19 protein-coding genes are annotated in these 19,508 nt (G+C 46.8%); 8 read left to right on the top strand and 11 right to left on the bottom strand.

Annotated elements, in window-relative coordinates:
• Nucleotides 1-65: 65 nt before the first annotated feature.
• Genes LFX25_RS08815 through LFX25_RS08800 form a run of 4 tightly spaced genes read left to right on the top strand, consistent with a single transcriptional unit; the run spans nt 66 to nt 4,562 of the window.
• On the top strand, nt 66-1,829 hold the full coding sequence (locus LFX25_RS08815; protein WP_238729913.1) for a phospho-sugar mutase: 1,764 nt from the start codon (nt 66-68) through the stop codon (nt 1,827-1,829).
• Nucleotides 1,826-3,046 carry an aspartate aminotransferase family protein gene (locus LFX25_RS08810; protein WP_238729912.1) on the top strand — a complete coding sequence of 407 codons (1,221 nt, stop codon included), beginning with the start codon at nt 1,826-1,828 and terminating at the stop codon, nt 3,044-3,046. The genes LFX25_RS08815 and LFX25_RS08810 overlap by 4 nt, the downstream gene beginning before the upstream one ends.
• Nucleotides 3,047-3,064: 18 nt before the next feature.
• Nucleotides 3,065-4,141: a 3-isopropylmalate dehydrogenase gene (gene leuB, locus LFX25_RS08805; protein ID WP_238729911.1), complete on the top strand. Its 1,077-nt coding sequence runs from the start codon at nt 3,065-3,067 to the stop codon at nt 4,139-4,141.
• Between the two features lie 13 nt (nt 4,142-4,154).
• Nucleotides 4,155-4,562 carry a response regulator gene (locus LFX25_RS08800; RefSeq protein ID WP_238729910.1) on the top strand — a complete coding sequence of 136 codons (408 nt, stop codon included), beginning with the start codon at nt 4,155-4,157 and terminating at the stop codon, nt 4,560-4,562.
• Here LFX25_RS08800 and LFX25_RS08795 read toward each other — a convergent pair.
• Nucleotides 4,559-5,260, bottom strand: coding sequence for a polyphenol oxidase family protein (locus LFX25_RS08795; RefSeq protein ID WP_238729909.1), 702 nt, complete (start codon nt 5,258-5,260; stop codon nt 4,559-4,561). The genes LFX25_RS08800 and LFX25_RS08795 overlap by 4 nt on opposite strands.
• Nucleotides 5,261-5,353: 93 nt before the next feature.
• On the opposite strand from LFX25_RS08795, the gene LFX25_RS08790 reads away from it, so the two are divergent.
• Together LFX25_RS08790 and mutS are read left to right on the top strand one after the other, a co-directional pair.
• Nucleotides 5,354-6,007, top strand: coding sequence for a phosphoribosylanthranilate isomerase (locus tag LFX25_RS08790; RefSeq protein ID WP_238729908.1), 654 nt, complete (start codon nt 5,354-5,356; stop codon nt 6,005-6,007).
• Entirely contained in the window at nt 6,004-8,550 is a 2,547-nt protein-coding gene (gene mutS, locus LFX25_RS08785; RefSeq protein WP_238729907.1) for a DNA mismatch repair protein MutS, read from the top strand. The genes LFX25_RS08790 and mutS overlap by 4 nt, the downstream gene beginning before the upstream one ends.
• On the opposite strand, the gene serB is transcribed toward mutS, so the two are convergent.
• The 9 genes from serB to LFX25_RS08740 form a co-directional block, all read right to left on the bottom strand.
• Nucleotides 8,533-9,414, bottom strand: a complete 882-nt coding sequence (gene serB, locus LFX25_RS08780; RefSeq protein ID WP_238729906.1) for a phosphoserine phosphatase SerB — start codon at nt 9,412-9,414, stop codon at nt 8,533-8,535. The genes mutS and serB overlap by 18 nt on opposite strands.
• A gap of 34 nt (nt 9,415-9,448) precedes the next feature.
• On the bottom strand, nt 9,449-10,192 hold the full coding sequence (locus LFX25_RS08775; RefSeq protein WP_238729905.1) for a GDSL-type esterase/lipase family protein: 744 nt from the start codon (nt 10,190-10,192) through the stop codon (nt 9,449-9,451).
• A 7-nt stretch (nt 10,193-10,199) separates the two neighbouring features.
• Entirely contained in the window at nt 10,200-10,376 is a 177-nt protein-coding gene (locus LFX25_RS08770; RefSeq protein WP_000875511.1) for a hypothetical protein, read from the bottom strand.
• Nucleotides 10,377-10,756: 380 nt separating this feature from the next.
• Nucleotides 10,757-11,821 carry a biotin synthase BioB gene (gene bioB / locus LFX25_RS08765; protein ID WP_135569867.1) on the bottom strand — a complete coding sequence of 355 codons (1,065 nt, stop codon included), beginning with the start codon at nt 11,819-11,821 and terminating at the stop codon, nt 10,757-10,759.
• A gap of 40 nt (nt 11,822-11,861) precedes the next feature.
• Nucleotides 11,862-13,163, bottom strand: a complete 1,302-nt coding sequence (gene bioA / locus LFX25_RS08760; RefSeq protein ID WP_238729904.1) for an adenosylmethionine--8-amino-7-oxononanoate transaminase — start codon at nt 13,161-13,163, stop codon at nt 11,862-11,864.
• Nucleotides 13,160-13,825, bottom strand: coding sequence for a dethiobiotin synthase (gene bioD / locus LFX25_RS08755; protein WP_238729903.1), 666 nt, complete (start codon nt 13,823-13,825; stop codon nt 13,160-13,162). The genes bioA and bioD overlap by 4 nt, the downstream gene beginning before the upstream one ends.
• Nucleotides 13,825-14,955 carry an aminotransferase class I/II-fold pyridoxal phosphate-dependent enzyme gene (locus tag LFX25_RS08750; RefSeq protein ID WP_238729902.1) on the bottom strand — a complete coding sequence of 377 codons (1,131 nt, stop codon included), beginning with the start codon at nt 14,953-14,955 and terminating at the stop codon, nt 13,825-13,827. Before LFX25_RS08750 ends, bioD begins: the two co-directional genes overlap by 1 nt.
• An 18-nt stretch (nt 14,956-14,973) precedes the next feature.
• Nucleotides 14,974-15,954: a malate dehydrogenase gene (locus LFX25_RS08745; RefSeq protein WP_238729901.1), complete on the bottom strand. Its 981-nt coding sequence runs from the start codon at nt 15,952-15,954 to the stop codon at nt 14,974-14,976.
• Between the two features lie 26 nt (nt 15,955-15,980).
• On the bottom strand, nt 15,981-17,024 hold the full coding sequence (locus LFX25_RS08740; RefSeq protein WP_238729900.1) for a DsbA family protein: 1,044 nt from the start codon (nt 17,022-17,024) through the stop codon (nt 15,981-15,983).
• A 283-nt stretch (nt 17,025-17,307) separates the two neighbouring features.
• Here LFX25_RS08740 and LFX25_RS08735 point away from each other — a divergent pair, with 283 nt between their 5' ends.
• Both LFX25_RS08735 and LFX25_RS08730 read left to right on the top strand, forming a co-directional pair.
• Complete coding sequence (locus LFX25_RS08735; RefSeq protein ID WP_238729899.1) at nt 17,308-17,685, top strand: hypothetical protein; 378 nt, start codon at nt 17,308-17,310, stop codon at nt 17,683-17,685.
• Nucleotides 17,686-17,704: 19 nt separating this feature from the next.
• Nucleotides 17,705-18,346 (top strand): hypothetical protein, encoded by a 642-nt coding sequence (locus LFX25_RS08730; RefSeq protein WP_238729898.1) that lies wholly within the window; start codon nt 17,705-17,707, stop codon nt 18,344-18,346.
• Nucleotides 18,347-18,408: 62 nt separating this feature from the next.
• Here LFX25_RS08730 and thrB read toward each other — a convergent pair whose 3' ends face one another.
• A complete protein-coding gene (gene thrB / locus LFX25_RS08725) occupies nt 18,409-19,374 on the bottom strand; it encodes a homoserine kinase (protein WP_238729897.1) in 966 nt (321 codons plus the stop codon).
• Between the last annotated feature and the right edge of the window lie 134 nt (nt 19,375-19,508).

Here is a 19,508-nt window from a genome sequence, read left to right as displayed (position 1 = left end):
CTCAGGGAAAGGCGATTTTTATGAATTTAATCCTCTTAAAAAAATATCGGAAATCTGCAAGTACTATGAATCATCCCGAATCCCTCATTCATTCCTGGACACAAGATCCCTTCCCGAGCGGAGTTCGAAACGAAGCGACCCGCGCTCTGGAAAAGTTCTCCAACGGAGAATCCGGTCCCGACGTAGAAGCCTTTTCCGTTCCTCTCGAATTCGGAACGGGAGGCATGCGCGGAAGACTCGGAAACGGAATCGGAAGAATGAACGAATTCACCGTGGGCCGGGCGGCTCTCGGTTTTGTAGGTTATCTTTCTAAAAAAACGAAGAAGGCTTCGATCGTAATCGCGTACGATTCGAGAAGAAGATCCAAAGAATTTGCGGAAGTCACCGCTGGCATCGCAGCTTCTCTCGGAGTGAAGGTCATTCTTTTTAACGAGGTGACTCCGACCCCGCTTCTTTCGTATGCGATCCGTTATTACAAGGCCACGGGCGGAGTCGTAATTACGGCTTCCCACAATCCGCCGGATTACAACGGGTTCAAAGCCTATCTCGCGGACGGAGGACAACTCGTACCGCCGGATGATAAAAAGATCATTTCTAAAATCGAATCGATCCACGATTGGAATTCGATTTCGATTCTTTCTCCGAAAGATCCTTTATATAAGAAGATGGTCAAACCTGCCGGCAAGGATTGTTTCGCTTCTTACAAAAAGGAACTTTCGAAAGCGGGAATCCTTTCCTCTTCGCTAAAACCGAAAGACCGTGCATCGCTGAAGGTCGTCTATTCCCCGTTACACGGAACCGGCGGAAAAGCGATGAAGGAACTTTTAAACGGATTCGGATACAAAAACGTCTTCTTGGTCCCCGAACAAAAAGATCCGAACGGAGAATTCCCCACCGTAAAATATCCGAACCCCGAAGAACCGGAGGCCATGGAACTTTCCAAGAAGTTCGCGATCGTAAAAGGAGCGCACGCGTTCATCGCAACCGACCCGGATGCGGACCGACTCGGAATCGGAGTGAAAAACTCCCAAGGAGAATACGTCTTATTAAACGGAAATCAAATCGGCTCGATCATGGCCGCGTATCTTTGCGAAGCGTACTCCGCAGGCAAAAAAAAGAAAAAAGCCGTATTGATCAAAACCATAGTAACGACGGATCTTCAAGAAAACATCGCAAAGAAAAACAAGGTAAAATACAAAAACGTATTAACCGGATTTAAGTTCATCGCGCAGGTGATGGCAAAGATCGACAAAAGCAAAACCGATTTCTTTTTGTTCGGCGGGGAAGAATCTTTCGGATATCTCCCCGTTTCTTTCGTGAGAGATAAGGATTCGTTATCGTCCGCGTTGCTGTTACTCGAAATTCTTACAGAAAAGAAAGACCTTCTGCAATACATGGACGAGATCTATCTAAAATACGGTCTCTTTCAGGAAAGTCTCAAATCTCTCACACTCGAAGGAAGCGCCGGAAAAGAAAAGATCCGCAAATCCTTGGAATCTCTTCGAACCGTGGATCTTTTAGGAAAACAAATCCATCAGAGAAAGATCGTGGGCGTTTTGGATTACAAAACTCGGACTGCAAAAGGAAGCGCTTCCAAATCCGCATTCGCGGGTTGTCCTTCTTCCGATGTGATTCAAGTCGTTTTGGAAGGAAACGCAAAACTTACGATTCGACCTTCCGGAACCGAACCGAAGATCAAGATCTATTCTTCCTTTCAAAGCCTGAAGGCTCCGAAAAACCAAGGAGAGATTCAGACTCTCACGGCTGATCTGCTCGGGGAGATCAAAGCCTCCGAAGAAATATTTTTAAAATTGGCGGGACTCTCATGAACGAAACGGACATTCACAAGGAACTCTTTGAACACACCAAAGAATTAGCGGATCATTATCTGCTAGGCACATACGCTCGTTACAACGTCGCGTTCCGTTACGGGGTCAACGAACTTCTATTCGATTTCGATAATAAACAATACATCGACTTTCACTGCGGGGTCGCCGTCACCAATCTCGGTCACGCGGACCCGGATATCATCGAAGTGGTTCGTTCCCAAGCGGACAAACTCTTTCACACTTCGAATCTATTCTACTCCGAAGAAGCGGCCAAACTCGCGGAGCTTCTGATTCTCAATTCGTTTCCCGGAAAAGTGTTTTTGACCAACTCAGGAACCGAAGCGATCGAAGCGGCATTCAAACTCGCAAGAAAATACGCGACTTCCAAAAGTATCGTGGACCCTATCATTCTTTCTTTGGAAAAAAGTTTCCACGGAAGATCCGTTTCCGGGATGAGCTTAACCGGTCAGGACAAAATCAGAAAGGGTTACGGGGAACTTCTCAAAGGAATCGAGTTCATTGAACCGAACAACGACGAGGCTCTCGTCGCGGCTTTTGAAAGATATCAGGGAAGAATCGTAGCCTTGATCGAGGAACCGATCTTAGGGGAAAGCGGAATCATTCCCCTTTCCAACAGCTTCTTAACCCTTTCCCGCGAATTGACCGCAGAAAACGACGCCCTTTTGATCTTCGACGAAATCCAAACCGGAATAGGAAGAACGGGCACGTTATTCGCCTTTGAAACGATGGGATTTTCACCGGATGCGATGACTCTTGCAAAAGGACTCGGATCGGGCTTTCCGATCGGAGCGTTGATCGTGGGAGAAAAATACCAAGACCTGTTCACACAAGGTTCTCACGGTTCTACCTTCGGAGGAAATCACCTCGCCGCGGCGATCGCGTATGAAACCATCCGCATCATCCAAACCAGAGAAATCCTGAACAACGTAAATCTTTGCTCGGATATTGCGTTTACAAGATTGAACGAGATGAAAGAACGTTATCCTGTCATTTCCGAAGTGAGAGGAAAGGGGCTTCATATCGGGGTCGTGTTGAAAGTTCCGTCCAGGCCGATCGCGGAGGCTTGTCTCTCGGCTGGGCTCGTGGTGAACGCAACGGCGGATAACGTGATTCGGATTATGCCTCCTCTTACGATCTCCACCGATTTTTTAAATCAGGGATTGGACATCTTCGAATCCGTACTCAAACAAAACTAAAAAGGATCCAAAAAAAGAATGAAGAACGTAGCTGTACTTTCCGGTGACGGAATCGGACCGGAAGTAATGGAGGTAGCCCTCTCCGTTTTGAAAAAGGCTCTCGGTGCGAAGGTCTCCGAGTTTAATTTTAAGGAAGGAAACGTGGGCGGAATCGCCATCGATAAAACCGGTCATCCACTTCCTCCCGAAACGCTCAAACTCTGCGAAGAATCCTCTGCGATTTTATTCGGAAGCGTCGGCGGGCCGAAATGGGAAAGTCTTCCGCCGGAAAAACAACCGGAACGAGGAGCGCTTCTCCCTCTCCGAAAACACTTCGACTTATTTGCAAACTTAAGACCGGCGATCATTTATCCCGAATTGAAGAACGCTTCTCCGGTTCGAACGGACATCATCGGAGACGGTTTGGACATTTTGATCTTGAGAGAATTGACCGGCGGAATCTACTTCGGCCAACCGAAAGGAAGAGAAGGCTCGGGTCAGGAAGAATTCGCATACGACACGATGAAGTATTCCAGAAGAGAGATCGAACGAATCGCTCGAGTCGCCTTCCAAGCGGCCCGCAAAAGAAATAATAAAGTGACAAGCATCGACAAAGCAAACGTCTTGACGACCTCCGTTTTTTGGAAAGAAGTTGTAATCGATTTGCATAAGAAAGAATTTTCCGACGTCCAATTGAATCATCTTTACGTGGACAACGCGGCGATGCAGCTGATCGTAAACCCGAAACAATTCGACGTGGTTCTTTGCGAAAACATGTTCGGAGACATCCTTTCCGACGAGGCTTCCATCATCACGGGTTCGATCGGTATGTTGCCTTCGGCTTCGCTTTCGGAATCCGGCTTCGGTTTATACGAACCGTCCGGCGGTTCGGCACCGGACATCGCAGGCAAAGGAGTGGCGAATCCGATCGCACAGGTGCTCAGCGCCGCATTGATGTTGCGCTATTCTTTTTCCATGGAAGAAGAAGCGGCAAAGATCGAAAGCGCCGTTCGCAAAACGATCGCAACCGGAAAAAGAACCAGAGACATCGCCGAAGCGGGATCGACCGTAGTCGGAACCAAGGAAATCGGTCAAGTCATCGAATCCTTTCTCTAAAAAGAGGTAAATAATGAAAGCAGGTGTAGCTCCCAACGGAAGACCGTATCAAGTTTTGATCGCCGAGAACTCCAGATTTCAAGCCAAGCAATTGGCGCAAATTTTGGAATCGGAAGGTTATCAAGTGATCGGATTCGCGGAAAACGGAAAGGAACTCGTACAGCTCTACGATCAACACAGACTCGTGGATCTGATCACTCTCGACTTGAACCTTCCCGTGATGGACGGTTATGCGACCTTCTTTGAAATCAAGGACAAGGGAGTTCTACCGAGAATCATCATCGTATCCGAGGAAAATACTCCCGCAGTACTGAAGAACCTGATCGACGAAGGTGCGATGGATTACATTCCGAAACCGGTCAAACGCGAGAAGGTTTTGGAAAAGGTCAACGCAGCGATGAAAAAGATTCCGAAAGTCTAACCTTCCTTCCAAATCAGATTCAGATTTCTTCCCGCATCCGCTTGACGGTGACTGAAGAAGTCTGAATCCTTCTCCATCGTACAGATCCGTTCGGATTGTAACACGACGGAAATCCCGTTCTTCTCCAGACGAAATTTCAAAAACGATTCGAGATCCAGCAGAAACTTCCCCTGCTTCGTTTCCCGCAAACAGTTCGGAAATTCATCCCGAAACAACGAAGCTACGTCTTCACCGACTTCGTAACGAAGACCGCTCGCACAGGGTCCGAGATAACCGAAAAGCGTTCCGTTCGTAAGGATCGATTTGTCGAACGTAAGCCGCAAAGTTTTCTCCGTAATTCCGGCTAACGTTCCTTTCCAACCGGAGTGAATCGCGGCAAACTTAGAACTCTGTTCGGACCAAAAAAAAATGGGCATACAATCCGCTGTTTTGATGCAGAGAAGTTTACCCGAAGCCTCGCCGATCCACGCGTCTCCTTTCTCAAAGGAAGAAGCGTCCGACCGGTCCGCGTCGAACACCGTATCACCGTGAACCTGATCCAGAATAAAAACGTTCGATTCGGAAACTCCGGTAAGTTTGGCGATTTCCCGCTTTTGGGTTTGTATGTCTAACGATCCGCTCGGAAGATCCTTTTTGCCCGCGATCAGAATCTTAATTTTTCTCCCTTCGGCGATCGGGAAAGAATGAAAGATGGCCATTGAATCCGATTCTGCGTCGCCCGCGGAAACTGACCAGTGTTAAAGTACGTGATCTTACAAAACCCCTCGGGAAGACTGGAAAAACTTCCGCCCATGAATCGCCGTTCAAACGAAACAACAAAAGTCAAGATCTGCGGAATCCGCGATTTGGAAATCGCACGCATCTGCAGGGAAGAAGGAGCCGATTACATCGGACTGAATTTCGTATCTTCGAGTCCCAGGAAAATCGATCTCGCGGGCGCACACAGGATCGTGGATCTCTATCGTTCGCAGAAGAATTCTCCGAAAATCGTACTCTTGTTCTATAAGAATTCTCATGAAGAAATGGAAACCGTGATTTCCGCGCTCGATCACGATTACATTCAATGGGTTTGGGACGATGCAACCGTAACGCCGAACGTTCGGGAAACACTCTTCCGCAAAAGACAGATTTGTTCGTATCGGGTTTCCGCACCGATCACGAACGAGAATCTACGGTCCGTCGTTCCGGGGGAACTTCTGATTTTGGATAGTTACTCCAAAGGAGCGGGAGGCGGAACAGGAGAAAGATTCAATTGGGAATACGTTCAAGGAATCGAACGAAACTATCTTTTGGCCGGCGGCCTTACTCCGTCTAACGTCGCTCAGGCGGTTCGATCGGTTCGTCCCTTCGGAGTGGACGTCGCCAGCGGAGTGGAATCTTCTCCCGGAACCAAGGACGCGCAAAAAGTAATTCAATTTATCAGGAACGCAAAATCGGCCTTATGAGTTTGGAAACCACAGGAACTTCTGCAGAATATTGGAGCGATCTCGCGGACGCGCTGAACACTCCGATGATGAAACAATTTCTCGCGATCAAAAAGGATTTTCCCGATACGATTCTTTTCTTTCGTATGGGCGATTTTTACGAAATGTTTCTGGAAGATGCGAAAGTCGCCTCTTCGATTTTGGACATCGCTCTTACCAAGCGGCAAAACGCCGTTCCTATGTGCGGGATTCCTTATCATTCCAAGGACAATTACATCTCTCGTCTGTTAAACGCGGGAAAAAAGATCGCAATCTGCGAACAATCCAAACCAGACGAACCCGGTTCCAAACTCATGACACGGGATGTAGTGCGGATCATCACTCCGGGAACGGTCATCGAAGAGAATCTTCTTTCCGGATTTCAGAACAACTATCTCGCTGTTTTACATCTCAAAAAAAGTCTGATCTACTTCGCGATGGCCGATTTTTCCACGGGAGAAGTTTTTTATTCCTCCGCTTCGATCACCGGAATCGAACGACTTGTCGCGGAGCTTGAAAAGTTCAGACCATCGGAAATCTGCGTCCCGAAATCGGAACATTCCTTCTTTCAAGAATTGGAATATTTCAAAAATCGAGAATTCACTCTTCTCAAAGATCAGGAAACCGTTTCGGAAAAAGATCCGTTCCAAATTCTTTCCGTATATCTCAACGAATATATCCGCGAAACCTACCGGGACAATAAACTCGTTCTTCGAGAGCCTCGCATTTTAAGTTCCGGAAAGTTTCTCGAAATGGATCGGGAAACGATTCTCAACCTCGAGCTTGTGGAAAACGAAAAGGAAAAGAATCACACCCTTTATTCTATATTCAATTTTTGCAATACTGCGAAAGGAAAACGTCTCCTCAAACAGAGAATTCTTTTTCCCGAATGCGATCCGTTGATCCTCTACTCCCGCTGGGAAAAACAGGATATTCTCTTAAAATCGATTCTCGCGCCGTTTGTGAGCGCTTTGCGGGACGTAGGAGATCTGGAAAGAATTCTTACGCGTTTTCGAGGAAACCACGCGTATCCTCGGGATTTTCGCTCGATCCTAAACTCGATCGCGACGGGAATGAAATTGAAAGCGGAATTGGAAACTCTCTCCTATCCGTTTCTCATTCCTTCGAAAGAACTCCAAACCCTTTCCGATTTCATTGCGGAACGTCTTCATGCGGGCGACGACTTGCCTGTGATTCTCGGAAACGGCCCGTTCCTGAAAACCGGATTCTCCGCTAAGCTGGACAAGGCAAGAGAAGCCGGATTCAAAGGAAAGGATTGGATTTTGGATCTGGAAGCCGAAGAGAAAAAAAGAACCGGCTTAAACACATTAAAGATTCGTTATAATAAGATCGTCGGGTATTTTATAGAAATCTCCCGCGTTCAAGCGGAACAAGCTCCGAAAGATTATCTCAAAAAACAGACTCTCGTTGGCAGCGAACGTTTTACCACTCCAAAGCTGGAAGAAATAGAACGGACGATCCTCGAAGCGGACGAAATCATCCAAGAAATCGAACGGACCGAATTCAACCGAATGGTGGAAGAGGTTTTGCAGTATTCTTCCGCGCTTCTTTCCTTTTCGGAAGAGATCGGAGATCTGGATTTTCAGATTTCGGTTCTGACGGCAAAAGACAAATTCGGATGGATTCGTCCTCAGCTTTCCGACGACCGTTCCCTTGATCTCGGAGATTCCAGACATCCCGTTGTGGAAGCGACTCTTCCTCCCGGTCAGGAATTCATTCCGAACTCAGTATATCTCGACACCCAAGACAAGGCGATCGCAGTTCTCACGGGGCCGAACATGGCCGGTAAATCCACGTTTATGCGTCAGATCGCCCTAAATCAGATTCTATTTCAGATGGGCGCCTTTGTTCCGGCTAAATCCGCGAGACTTCCGATCGTGGACAAACTATTCACTCGAATCGGAGCGGGAGACAACCTCACCGCGGGAGAATCCACATTCTTCGTCGAGATGAAGGAAACCGCAAACATCCTCAATCATTTCACGGAGGATTCTTTGATTTTGTTCGACGAGGTCGGGAGAGGAACTTCGACCTACGACGGAATGAGCATCGCTTGGTCCATCTTAGAATATCTTTCCTCTTTGCCCGTGCGGCCGAAGACGATCTTTGCCACGCACTATCACGAACTCACCGAACTCTCTCGTCTGGGGGGAATTTTCAATCTGTATCTCGAGACCCTCGAAAAGGAAGACAAGGTTCTTTTTTTAAGAAAGGTAAAGATCGGTAAGGCGAAAAAATCCTTCGGGATCTACGTCGCAAAAATCGCGGGGGTTCCCGACCCGATCGTAAAACGTGCGGCGGAACTTCTAACCGACTTGGAATCCAAAAAGAAAGAGATCAAAATTCAGGAAGCGCAGCCTTCTCTCTTTGCGGAACCGGAGCAAAAGAACGCTCCGTCGGAAACCGAAACGTCGATTCTCAAATTGAAATTGGAAGAGATGACCCCGATCGAAGCCTTAAAGACTTTGGAAGACTTTCAAAAGAAGTTACGAAAACAAAAGTAGTAAAACGTCCATCGGCGCAAAATCCACCCAATTGACGATGAGCTTTTTCAAACCGTCCTTCGCGTGAAAGCCGATTCCGATACCCGCCTCGTTCAACATCAGCGCGTCGTTGGCGCCGTCTCCGACGGCGACGACTTGTTTGTGTGTAATCCCTTCCCGATCGCGAATCGTTTTTAGATATTCGAGCTTTTTGTTTTTATCCACGATGTCGCCCGTAACCGTTCCGGTCAGATGTCCGTCTTCCCGTGTGAGAACGTTTGCGTAAATTTCGTCGATTCCGAACTCCTTTTGAAAGAGTTCGAGAATATCGGTAAACCCTCCGGAGAAAACGGCGGTTCTGCACTTTTTCTCTTTGAGACCTTGGAGAAGTTTTTCAACGCCCACGTTCGGCTCGAGTTGGCGATACAGATCGCTAAAAATCGAAGAGGACAAACCTTTCAGGTGTGTGCATCTTTTTTTGAGCGCTTCGTGAAAGTCCAGGTTTCCTTCCATCGCTTCCCTGGTAACGGAAGCGACTTCTTCGTATACGCCCGCAAACCTTGCAAGTTCGTCGATCACTTCCTGACGGATCAACGTGGAATCCATATCGAACGCGAAAAAACTTTTCTCTTTCGGATTCAAGAGAGAATCGATCTGTAGCAGATCGGAATTTTTCTTTGCAAATAGCGCACGTAAGGCGATCAGTTCGGATGCTTCCAGCTTTCTTCCGACGTTCCATTCGATGCAGCTCCACTCACCTTGTGCGCGGATCGGAGCCGAAGAAAGCGAAAAGGTTTCCTCCGGTTTAAGGGATACGAATCCCCCGATTCCCAACAGGAGTTCCTTTCGAATTTCGTACGGATTTTGAGTCAGAATCAGAAGCACTGGAGAACCTGTTTTAGAGTGATTTATGAAACGATTAAAGATACGGCTGAAGGATCGGTTTTAATTTTTGAACCCAGATTTTATATGCATTTTCGTTCAAATGAATCTTGTCCTGTTCCAGCCAGAATTCCTGACGCAACGCCGGTCGATCCTTTTCCCGAAACCATTGCCAATTGTCCAAAAAGACTACATTTTTATAAGACTGAATGATGGAAACCCAAGACAAATTGATTACGGGAGAAATGCTATTTAAACTTTGTGTGCGAACCGGTGGAATTCCCAAAACGACAATTTTCGTATTCGGGAGGTCCTCGGTAAGCTTATCGAGAATTCTTACCAAATTGGATTCGATCCCATCCAAACATTTTCCCTGAATGAGATCGTTCCCTCCGATCTCAAGTACGATGGCCTTTGGGTTTAAAACGATTACGTCCTCTTCCAATCTTTCCAGAAGAAGTTCGGTCATGTCTCCGCCGATCCCGCGATTGACGGCGCCCGGAAATTCTCGGGTTAAAATTTCGTTGGGAAAAAGTTGAATCAATGAGTTTCCCACAAAGACTACGTTTGCGGTTTTGATTCTTTGGTTATCCTCGCGGTAAATGTTCCGCATCGTGGACCAAAGAGATCTGTATTGAGCGAATTTTTCGGAGGATCGGTAACCGACTCCAGCCCAACATTCAAAGTTAGAGCTGGAATAATCTGTGTATGATTTTTTAAAAAGAACGGAACAGGAAGAAAGAAAAAGAAGCAAGGAAAGAGCGGAGAAGTACCTTACCAAGGATCTATTACTGCTCCTGCGGTTCTTTCATGTGAAAACGTTTGTGCCAATCGGCGATCTGCGCTTGTAGATAATCCTCCGAATCGCAAATCCGGAACTCGATCGGGTTATTGGAGGCGGTATCAATGAGCTTCGCTTCGATATAACCGTTCTTCAGCTTATTGATTTCTATTTTATATTTCATCCATTAAACTCCAGTAATGTCAGATTTTTAGATTAACCCAGGCTTTCAACCGATTCTAAAAAAAACGAACTACTCTTTTTCACCTTAAAAAAGAATACTTCTTAGCTCCGACATTTCCATATAATTTTTCAAATTTTTTCTTCGGAGTTTTCAACTTCGATGCACATAACGTGTGTCTTGTTTTCAAAACCGAATTTTCCCGTTTCACCTAAGCACTGTTCTAAACGCCGTTTGCCTCCGTAAAATTCCTCGAAATACCGAACGAATCGGGAAACGCCGTGTAACAATTCTACATTGTCTTCAGACTCAATTTACTGAAAAAAAGTTGCTGGGAAAGCTTAAAAAATACCAAAATCCCGTTTTTTTGACGGTGAAAACCATCAGTCTTTTTTGAATTTGTACAGCTCGGGAAAGTTTTTCTCCGCATAGAGAGATTCGGTTTCCGAGTCCTCCGGTAAAATTCCTCCGTCCGCAAGTTCCGGTACAAAACCGGCGTCTCGAATCATAGAAATCGTTTCCGTCATTTCGGAGCCCTTCACGTTCAGATAACCCGCGGAGAACAAAGAGTTTGCGGCAAAAAGAGCTGTCGCAGAAAGACTTCTCAAGTGGCCTTCTCTTCCCGCAGCAATTCGGATCTCGGAGTCCGGATTCACCAATCGGAACAAAGAAAGAATTCTCACACAAAGTTCCGGAGTCAAAACGCTCGGATTTTTGATCGCATGTCCTTTGACGGGTATGAAAAAATTTACGGGAATAGAAATCACTCGAAAGGACTTGAGTTCAAACGCAACATCCACGATGTCGCGGAGAGTTTCTCCCATTCCTACGATGACCCCGCTGCACATTCCGATTCCGGCTTTGGAAACGGAACCTAAGGTTTCCGCTCTCTGTGCGTATGTATGCGTATCGCAAATTTCAGGATAATGATTTTCGGAAGTGTTCAGATTGTGATTGTAACGATCGAGCCCCGCCGCTTTCAGAAGCTGGGCCTTGTCTTCGTCCAAAAGGCCCGCGGAAAGACAAACCTTCATCCCGAGTTCGTCAGTGATTTTGCGGATCGTATTCGCAAGTCTTTCGGTGGTCGGGCGATTCGGTCCGGTTCCGGAAGTAACCATACAAAAACGATACGCTCCGTTTTCCTTGGCTTTGACCGCGTCCTCGTAGATTTCTTCCTCGGACTTCATCGGATATTCCTGAACTCCGGAGTTTGCATTCTTTCTTTGCGCGCAGTAGCCGCAATCTTCGGGACAATAGCCGTTTTTGATATTATCTAAGATATGAATTCGAACTTTGTTTCCGAAATAGCGATTTCTTTCCTGAAACGCTCTGTCTAAAACGGACGTCAAAGGAACGGAACCGTTTAGAATTTCGAACCCTTCTTCCTTTGTAATGACGCTCGGAACTTCGGAGAATATTTTTTCTGCTGTTTTGAGTGTTGCGGACATTCTTCAGACAGGTTCAAGGGAAGGAGTTTTCTTGAAAAGTCTATTTCCCGAGGGAAATTTCAGAGAGTGTTTCCCGAATCGCCGTGAATACTTTTTCCAGGGAAGAATCCGAAATGATATACGGAGGCGTAAGATAGATCACGTTCCCTAAGGGGCGAAGCACGACACCCTTCTCCAAAAACTTTTTCTTTAGAATTTTGTTTCCCGGATACGTGTAGCCGCTCTCGTTTCCCACCTCGAGTTCGAGAACTCCGACCGCACCCAACACGCGGCAATCCCGAATCGCGTTCGGAAATTCTTCCGCGATTTTTTTCAGTCCGATCTTCATCTTTGTTTCGAGGTTTCGAACCTGATCGATTCGATTCTCCTCTTGAAAGAGTTTTACGGAGGCAAGGGCCGCCGCACAAGCAATCGGATTTCCGGTCATGGTATGTCCGTGATAAAATCCCTTAGCCGGATCGGGAGTCACGAATGCGGAATGAATTCTTTCGGTCGTCAACGTCACGGCAACGGCGGCCGTTCCCGCGCTGAGACCCTTTGCCATCGCGACCAAATCCGGTTGTATATTCGCTTTTTGATATGCGAAAAGCGCGCCGGTTCTTCCGAAACCGGTAAACACCTCGTCGACCAACAACAAGGCTCCGAATCGTTTCGCGATGCGTTCGAGTTTTTGGAGAACTTCTTCCTTGTAAAAGATCATTCCGCCGGAACCGAAGATCAATGGTTCGAGCACGATACCTGCGATCGAATTCTGGTTTTCTTCCAAATACGATTCGACCGCGTTCACGCATTCCGCCGCGCAGGAATCGGGTTTTTTACCGACCGGGCAAAAGCTGCAATTCGGAGTCGGAAATTCTTTTGTGGGAAACAAAAGTCCGGCAAAGACCCGATTGAACACTGAATCCCCGCCCACGCTCATCGTTCCAATCGTATCTCCGTGGTAGGATGTATCAAACTTTATGAATGTCTTTCTCTGCGTTTCTCCGATGTTCCGGAAATACTGATACGCGAGTTTGATCATGATCTCCACCGCGGTCGAACCGTTGTCCGAATACAACACTCGTTGAAAAAGCCCGTCCGTGATTCGTAAAAGTTCGGTCGCGAGATTCTCGGCCGGTTCGTGCGTAAAACCCGCGAGTAGAACATGATCGAGCAGGTCCATCTGATCTTTAAGCGCCTGCAAAATCTTAGGATGATTGTGTCCGTGGATGCTCACCCACCAGGAAGAGATCGCGTCAATGTAAGAATTCCCCTTCTCGTCATACAGAAATTCTTCTCTTGCCCTTGCGATCTTTAAGGGAGAATCGGGTTCGAATTGAAGCGTGAATGGATACCAGATCATACGATGATTTTCTGAATCAGTTCGTCCGGATCGAACGCGGTCAAACATTCCTTTTGAAACCGTTCTCGGCTGATTCGTTCTTTCGATCGCAGAAAAAAGGTTCCAAGCGACGGAACGCCGCTCCATTCCGTAATCGTTCGGATATTGTCTTCGGTCGTTTTATCCGGAACTCCGAGAAAGTAAATCCCTTTCAGATCGATCTTTCGAGTTTGAATCGCTTCCAAGGTAAGAAGCGTATGATTGATCGTTCCCAAAGAAACGGACGCCGCCAAGATCAACGGGATTTCGGATTGCCGGATGAGTTCTATCGTAAGAATTTTTCGAGTCAGAGGAACCAACAGACCGCCCGCGGCCTCGACCACGATTCGTTGATCCCGAATGCTGTAGAGATGTCTGGAAAGTTCGTCCGTATCGATTTCGATTCCTTCCAATTCGGATGCGTAATGAGGCGATCCAGCAAACGCAAAGGAATAATAATTCTGTAAAAAGAAACTTTCATGAAGTCCGCTCAGATTCATTACGGTGACACGATCGCTGTCGTCTCCGGTTTGTACGGGTTTGAAATACTTGAGTCCCAAGGACCGGCCGTATTTCCCGAGAATGAGAGAACTGAGCAAGGTTTTCCCCACATCGGTTCCCGTTGCTCCGATAAAAATCGCCATCAAAACTCCGGCAAAAGAGAAATCAATTTCTCTAATGTAGCATCGGTCGTATCCGAATGAATGCTGATCCGAAGACGAGGTACGTCCACAGTAGGAGGTCGAATCGCTTTTACGTGAAGTCCGTTCTTTCTACAACCCTCCGCAGCGTTCAAAACGGATTCTTCCGAAGGAAAAAGAACCGGAACGATCTGCGATCGGGAAGAAGTCTTCGGATACTGTTTCACGTTCAGAAGTTCTCTAAATCGTGCGGCTTTTTCCAAAAGACTTGTTCGTTCCGATTCCATCGATTGTACGAGAGCGACGGAAGTCGGAACCGCATGCGCGATCGCAGGCATAGGCGCCGTAGAATAGATGAACGTTCGCATCTTGTTGATCAGAAACTCTTTTCCGATTCGGGAGGTTCCGATCCAGGCGCCTTCGAGTCCTAAGGATTTACCGGCCGTAAACGTGATAAAATCGGCTTCTTGAATTTTATCTTTTCCTAATATTTGAGCAACCCGCCCTTCTCCCTTTTTTCCAAACACGCCGATCCCGTGTGCGTCGTCCAAAACCAAAGTGGCTTCGTATCGATTCTTCAAATATACGAGATCTTCGATCGGAGCCAAATCTCCGTCCATACTGAATACGGTTTCGCTTACGATGATTTTTTCTTTTCGTTTGGATTTCCGGAGAAGTTCTTCCAGATGATTCAGGTTTAGGTGTTTATAATACGTTTTTTCGGCGCCGGACAAACGGACTCCGTCCAGGATCGAAGCGTGATTGAGACGGTCCGTAAAAATTTCAGTCTTTGCGTTTGCGATACAGGAAAGAAGTCCTAAATTGGCCGCGTATCCATTGGCGACCCACAGAGAGGTTTCGGTTCCGATCCAATCCGAACACGCTTCTTCCGCCGCTTCGAACGAATCCCTGTGTCCGCTGACCAAACGAGAAGCCCCCGATCCGGCTCCGTACAAGTCCAGACCTTCTTTGATGCTTTGAATCAGTTTCGGATGTTTGGTAAGAGCAAGATAATCGTTGGAGGATAAATCCACCCCGGAAGGAACTTCCAGGGTCCGAAAGAGGAAATCCCTTTTCAGGGATTCCAAAACGGAAGAGGCTTTTTGAATGAACGTCGATGAATCCAGGTTCAAAAAACCTCTCTTTGAAATTTAGAGCATTTCCTTCACTTCGTTTCTTTCGGAAACGAGTTCGTCGTGAGTGATCTTGAACTTCTCTTTTGCAAAGTCGTTCAAAGGAAGACCTTGGATGATCTCCACTTTTTTTCCATCGGACTTCAAAGGAAATCCGAAGATCAATCCTTTTTCAGCGCCGTAAGAACCGTCGGAAACGATCGCCGCAGAGAAAGCGTCTCCTGGAGCGGTCGGAGTGATGATTCCGCGAACCGTGTCTACGACTCCGTTCGCAGCGCTCGCCGCAGAAGATGCTCCTCTTGCTTTGATGATCTCCGCTCCTCTTTGCTGAACGTTCTTGATAAAATCTCCCTTGAGCCATTCGTGATCGGAGATCACGTCGGTCACAGGTTTACCCGAAATCTTTGCGTTATAAAAATCAGGATATTGAGTGGAAGAATGGTTTCCCCAGATTCCAAGATGAGTCACTTCTTTCACGGGAACTCCCGCTTTGGAAGCAAGCTGAGATTTCGCTCTGTTCTCATCCAGTTTTGTCATCGCGAACCAACGATCCTGTGGAACACCTTTTGCATTGTTCATCGCAATCAAGCAGTTGGTGTTACAAGGGTTTCCTACGACGAGAACTCTTACGTCGGAAGCGGCGTTCTTTTCGATCGCCTTTCCTTGGTTGACGAAAATTCCACCGTTGATTTTGAGAAGATCCCCTCTTTCCATTCCCGCTTTTCTAGGAACCGAGCCGACTAACAACGCCCAGTTGATGTCCTTGAATGCTGTATCCAAATCGGAAGAGACGGTCACTTTTTGAAGCAGAGGAAACGCACAGTCCTCTAATTCCATAATTACACCCTTTGCCGCGGGAAGCGCAGCTTCCAATTCAAGCATCTGGATTTCCACTGCCGTGTCCGCGCCGAACATTTGTCCGGAAGCGATTCTAAAAAGAAGGGAATATCCGATTTGTCCCGCAGCGCCTGTAACAGCGACCTTCACTGTCTTACTCATATTTGGCTGACTCCTAATTTCTGATTTTAATTTTTAAGTTCCTGATCGATCACTTTGGTAAAGGCTTCTATCGGTTGAGCGCCTTCCACCATAATACCGTTGATAAAGAAAGCGGGAGTTCCGCTAACTCCGTATTTTTCCCCTTCCGCCATATCTTCTTCCACTTCTTTACGAACCTTTGCGTCGTTCACGCATTGACTGAAAGCCTTCATATCCAAACCCGTTCCTCTCGCAAGATCCAGAACGCGTTCCTTCGGAAGATTTCCTGAATTGTTAAAAAGAACGTTGAAGAATTCCCAATACTTTCCTTGAGGACTCGCGCAGTTTGCGGCGATATGTGCGAACATCGCGTTCGGATGAAAGGAAAGAGGATAATCGCGGAACACCCAGCGGATCTGATCCTTATACTTCGCTCTCAGCTGAACGTTTACGTCCTGACTTCTTTTGCAAAAAGGACATTCGAAATCCGAAAACTCTACGATCGTAACCTTCGCTTTTTCCGGACCGATGGACGGATTGTTTCCGGTAAGAATCTCGTCTCGGAGAGGAGGTAGTTCCTTCACCTTTACGGAAATATTGTATTCGTTGCGGAGTTGTCCGAAGAGCGAATTTCTAAGTTCTTCTTTCTTTTGAGAGACGAGATGATTTTCGATTTCGGTCTTTACTTGATCGAAGGACTTTCCTTTCAGAGCGGGAGAATTCTTATACTGATCGTAGATTGCGCGCATTTCCGCGAGGCTCGGAGCCGGAACGGAAGGCTCCAGCAATTCCTTTTCGGAAACGTTACGCTCCTTTGCAGCCAATGAAACCACCTTCTTGCTCGCAAACTCGGAAAGAACCCGGTACAAACGATCGTTCGTCTCTGCGTAGAACTTACGGGCGATTCTAGGATTCTCTTTTTCAACGTCTTTGATCGTATAATTCTTACCTTTGATTTCGGCTATCCCATCCGGAGAAAAATAGGAAATCAAAGGGAGAATCGTAAACGCGATGTAGATTAAAAATGCGGCGGAAAGTATGAGCAAAGGTCTGGATTCCTTCGCTTTAAGCTTATCGATTATGTCTTGCATGGAAAAGATTCTCCCAGTGGTTCAAAAAACGGCGATGCAGTTTCCCTACTTGCCAGCTTAGAAACGTCGGGCGGGCTGGCAAACGATAAATTCGGGCCTTTGCTTGGCATTCACTCCCGAAATCCGATTGAAGTAAACGGAAGAATTAGATCGAAAACCGCGGCACTTTTGGAAAAAAATCCGAAAAAAAACTAAAGTGAATCCTCTATTACCGATAGTTTTAATAGAGAAGCTTCGGATTTCCGACAGGGGTCCGAGCTGGAGAACAAGGAGGTTCGGGTTTATGAATGTGACCGGATTAACGATTCAACCATTTTCGTTTTCCTGGCCCCAGCCTGACGAACGATCGAGAACGCAACCCGTAGGAAAGCGTTCTGCCGAGTTAGAGAGCGAGACGTTGCGGTCAGAGCCGGTAACGATCGAAAAACGGATTCCGGAAAAGGATGTCGTCGGTTCGGAGTCGATCCAACAAAAACGATCCGGAACCCAAAAGAGCGAAGTCGATCCGGAAGAGCTTGTCATGAAACCTTCCCCGGTTTCTTTGGAAGAAAGAATGAATCAAGTCATCAGTCCGGAACAGATGAAGAACCTTCTTTCCATGATGGTGCGCTCCAGAATGAGCGAAAACGCGACCGACCACAAAATCGATGTAAGGCGATAGAGAAGAAGCGGTTTTGTTTTTGACTCTCGCACTCATTTATACGGTCGGTTTAGATATTATACTGATCTTTGCCGGTCTGGGCGCCTTTGCCGGACTGGCCTTCCTTTTTTTTCAGGAAGTGATTTATCCCGCCATAAAAAAAGGAAGCGCCGGAGCGGGAACTCCTCCCGAAGAGGGCGATCGTTTCGTTTTGGTCGTTTCCGAAAGTCAAAGAAACGTCCGATTCAGCGTAGGACAAACCTCGGGAGAGATCCGCACCTATTGCAACGCGATCTCCGACAATCATCTCGTATTCAACATCAAAAAAGCGAAGGACTCGGAAGACTACGAAATCCAGATCCTCAAAAATTCTCCCGTACTCTTCAAACCTCCCGCAATGCCGACCTTTTCCAAAATGGAATCCACAGAAAAACTGGATAGTTACGAAATCATCGGTAAAAGCGCCGACTTTCGAATTTCGGATAAGGTAACGAAAGAAAGGATGACTCAGTATTTCGAGATTCGTCTTTCCTCCGAGTTTTTTATCAACAACTTCGGCAAGGAAAGAATGAGATTCATCTTTACGATCGCGAAAATTCATCCCGGTCTCAACCGAAGAACCCCGATCAAAAAAGGACTTTACGCTTTCGGAAAAGAGGAAAGGGAAGAAGCGGAGGAGTAAAACGAAATCGCGCGGAAGCTTCCGTCGCAGCAAACGATTTCGATTTTTACAAAATTCAAATATTAGGAAATTTTAATTTCTTTGACCGACTCGGAAACCCCGTCCTCTTCCACCTTTAAGGAAAGAATCTGACAATTAAAATGGGTCTTTGCGGTAAACTCCGCCAGTTTTTCGCGCAGAATCTTTTCGACGCGCACAGCCTTGCTTCTTTCCGAAAACAAAAGAACTGAAGGACCGCTGCCCGAAAGAGAATAACCGATGAGATTCTTTTCCGCTTCCTTTAAAAACGGATTGAGCGCAAATTCGGAATGCATTCGATACGGTGTGTGAACCCGATCCTCCAGCGCAAGCTTCAAAAGATTGACCTTCCCCGAATCCAAAAACTCCATCCAGGTCGCGATCCGGCTCATATTGAAGATCACGTCTTCCGTCGAATACGAACTCGGTAAAGTTTTGCGGGATTGATGCGTGGAAGTTTCGAGATCGGGGACGATTAGAAAACAACGGACCTTTTTAGGAAATTTCTTTTTGACGTATTCCAGTCGTTCCCCGTTGAAATACGCGAATACGAAACCGCCTAAATACGCAGGAATCGTATTGTCCGGATGTCCTTCGATTTGCCCGAGATGAAACAGAAATTCGTTTTCTTTCGGAAGAGAAATCTTCGGAAAGAAATGTTTGTGTGCGAATCGCGCGGCGCAGACTCCGGCGACAGCGGCGCTCGCGCTCGAACCCAAACCGCCTTTCATCGGAAGATTCAGATCCATATGTAAAGAATACGGAACGGGTTCTTGTCCCGGAAGAAATTTTCGAAAGTAGGATTGATACGAAGAAAGAACCATGTCTTCGTCCGGAGCGAACGGCAAAACATCCATTCCCTTGACGGAAGTTTTGAATTCTTTCTCCGCGCGAAATTGAAACTGAAATCGGTTGTAGATTCGAAACGCGAGACCGAATAGATCGAAACCCGGACCCAAATTGGCCGAGGTTCCGGGAACTCGAATGGAATATTGTCGAATCGAAGTCATATCGCGGATCGATGCGTCTTACGGAGACGATCGTAAAAATTACGACCAGAATTTCTCTCCAAATCAAATCGTCATTTGATTTTCGATTTCCGGAATTCGATTTTCAAAATTCGAGTTCCGAACTCCGATTTCCT

This window comes from Leptospira sanjuanensis, from assembly GCF_022267325.1.
GTDB classification, from domain to species: Bacteria; Spirochaetota; Leptospiria; order Leptospirales; family Leptospiraceae; genus Leptospira; species Leptospira sanjuanensis.
The sequence above is the reverse complement of the archived record's forward strand: the minus strand, read 5'-3'. Positions and strand labels throughout refer to the sequence as shown.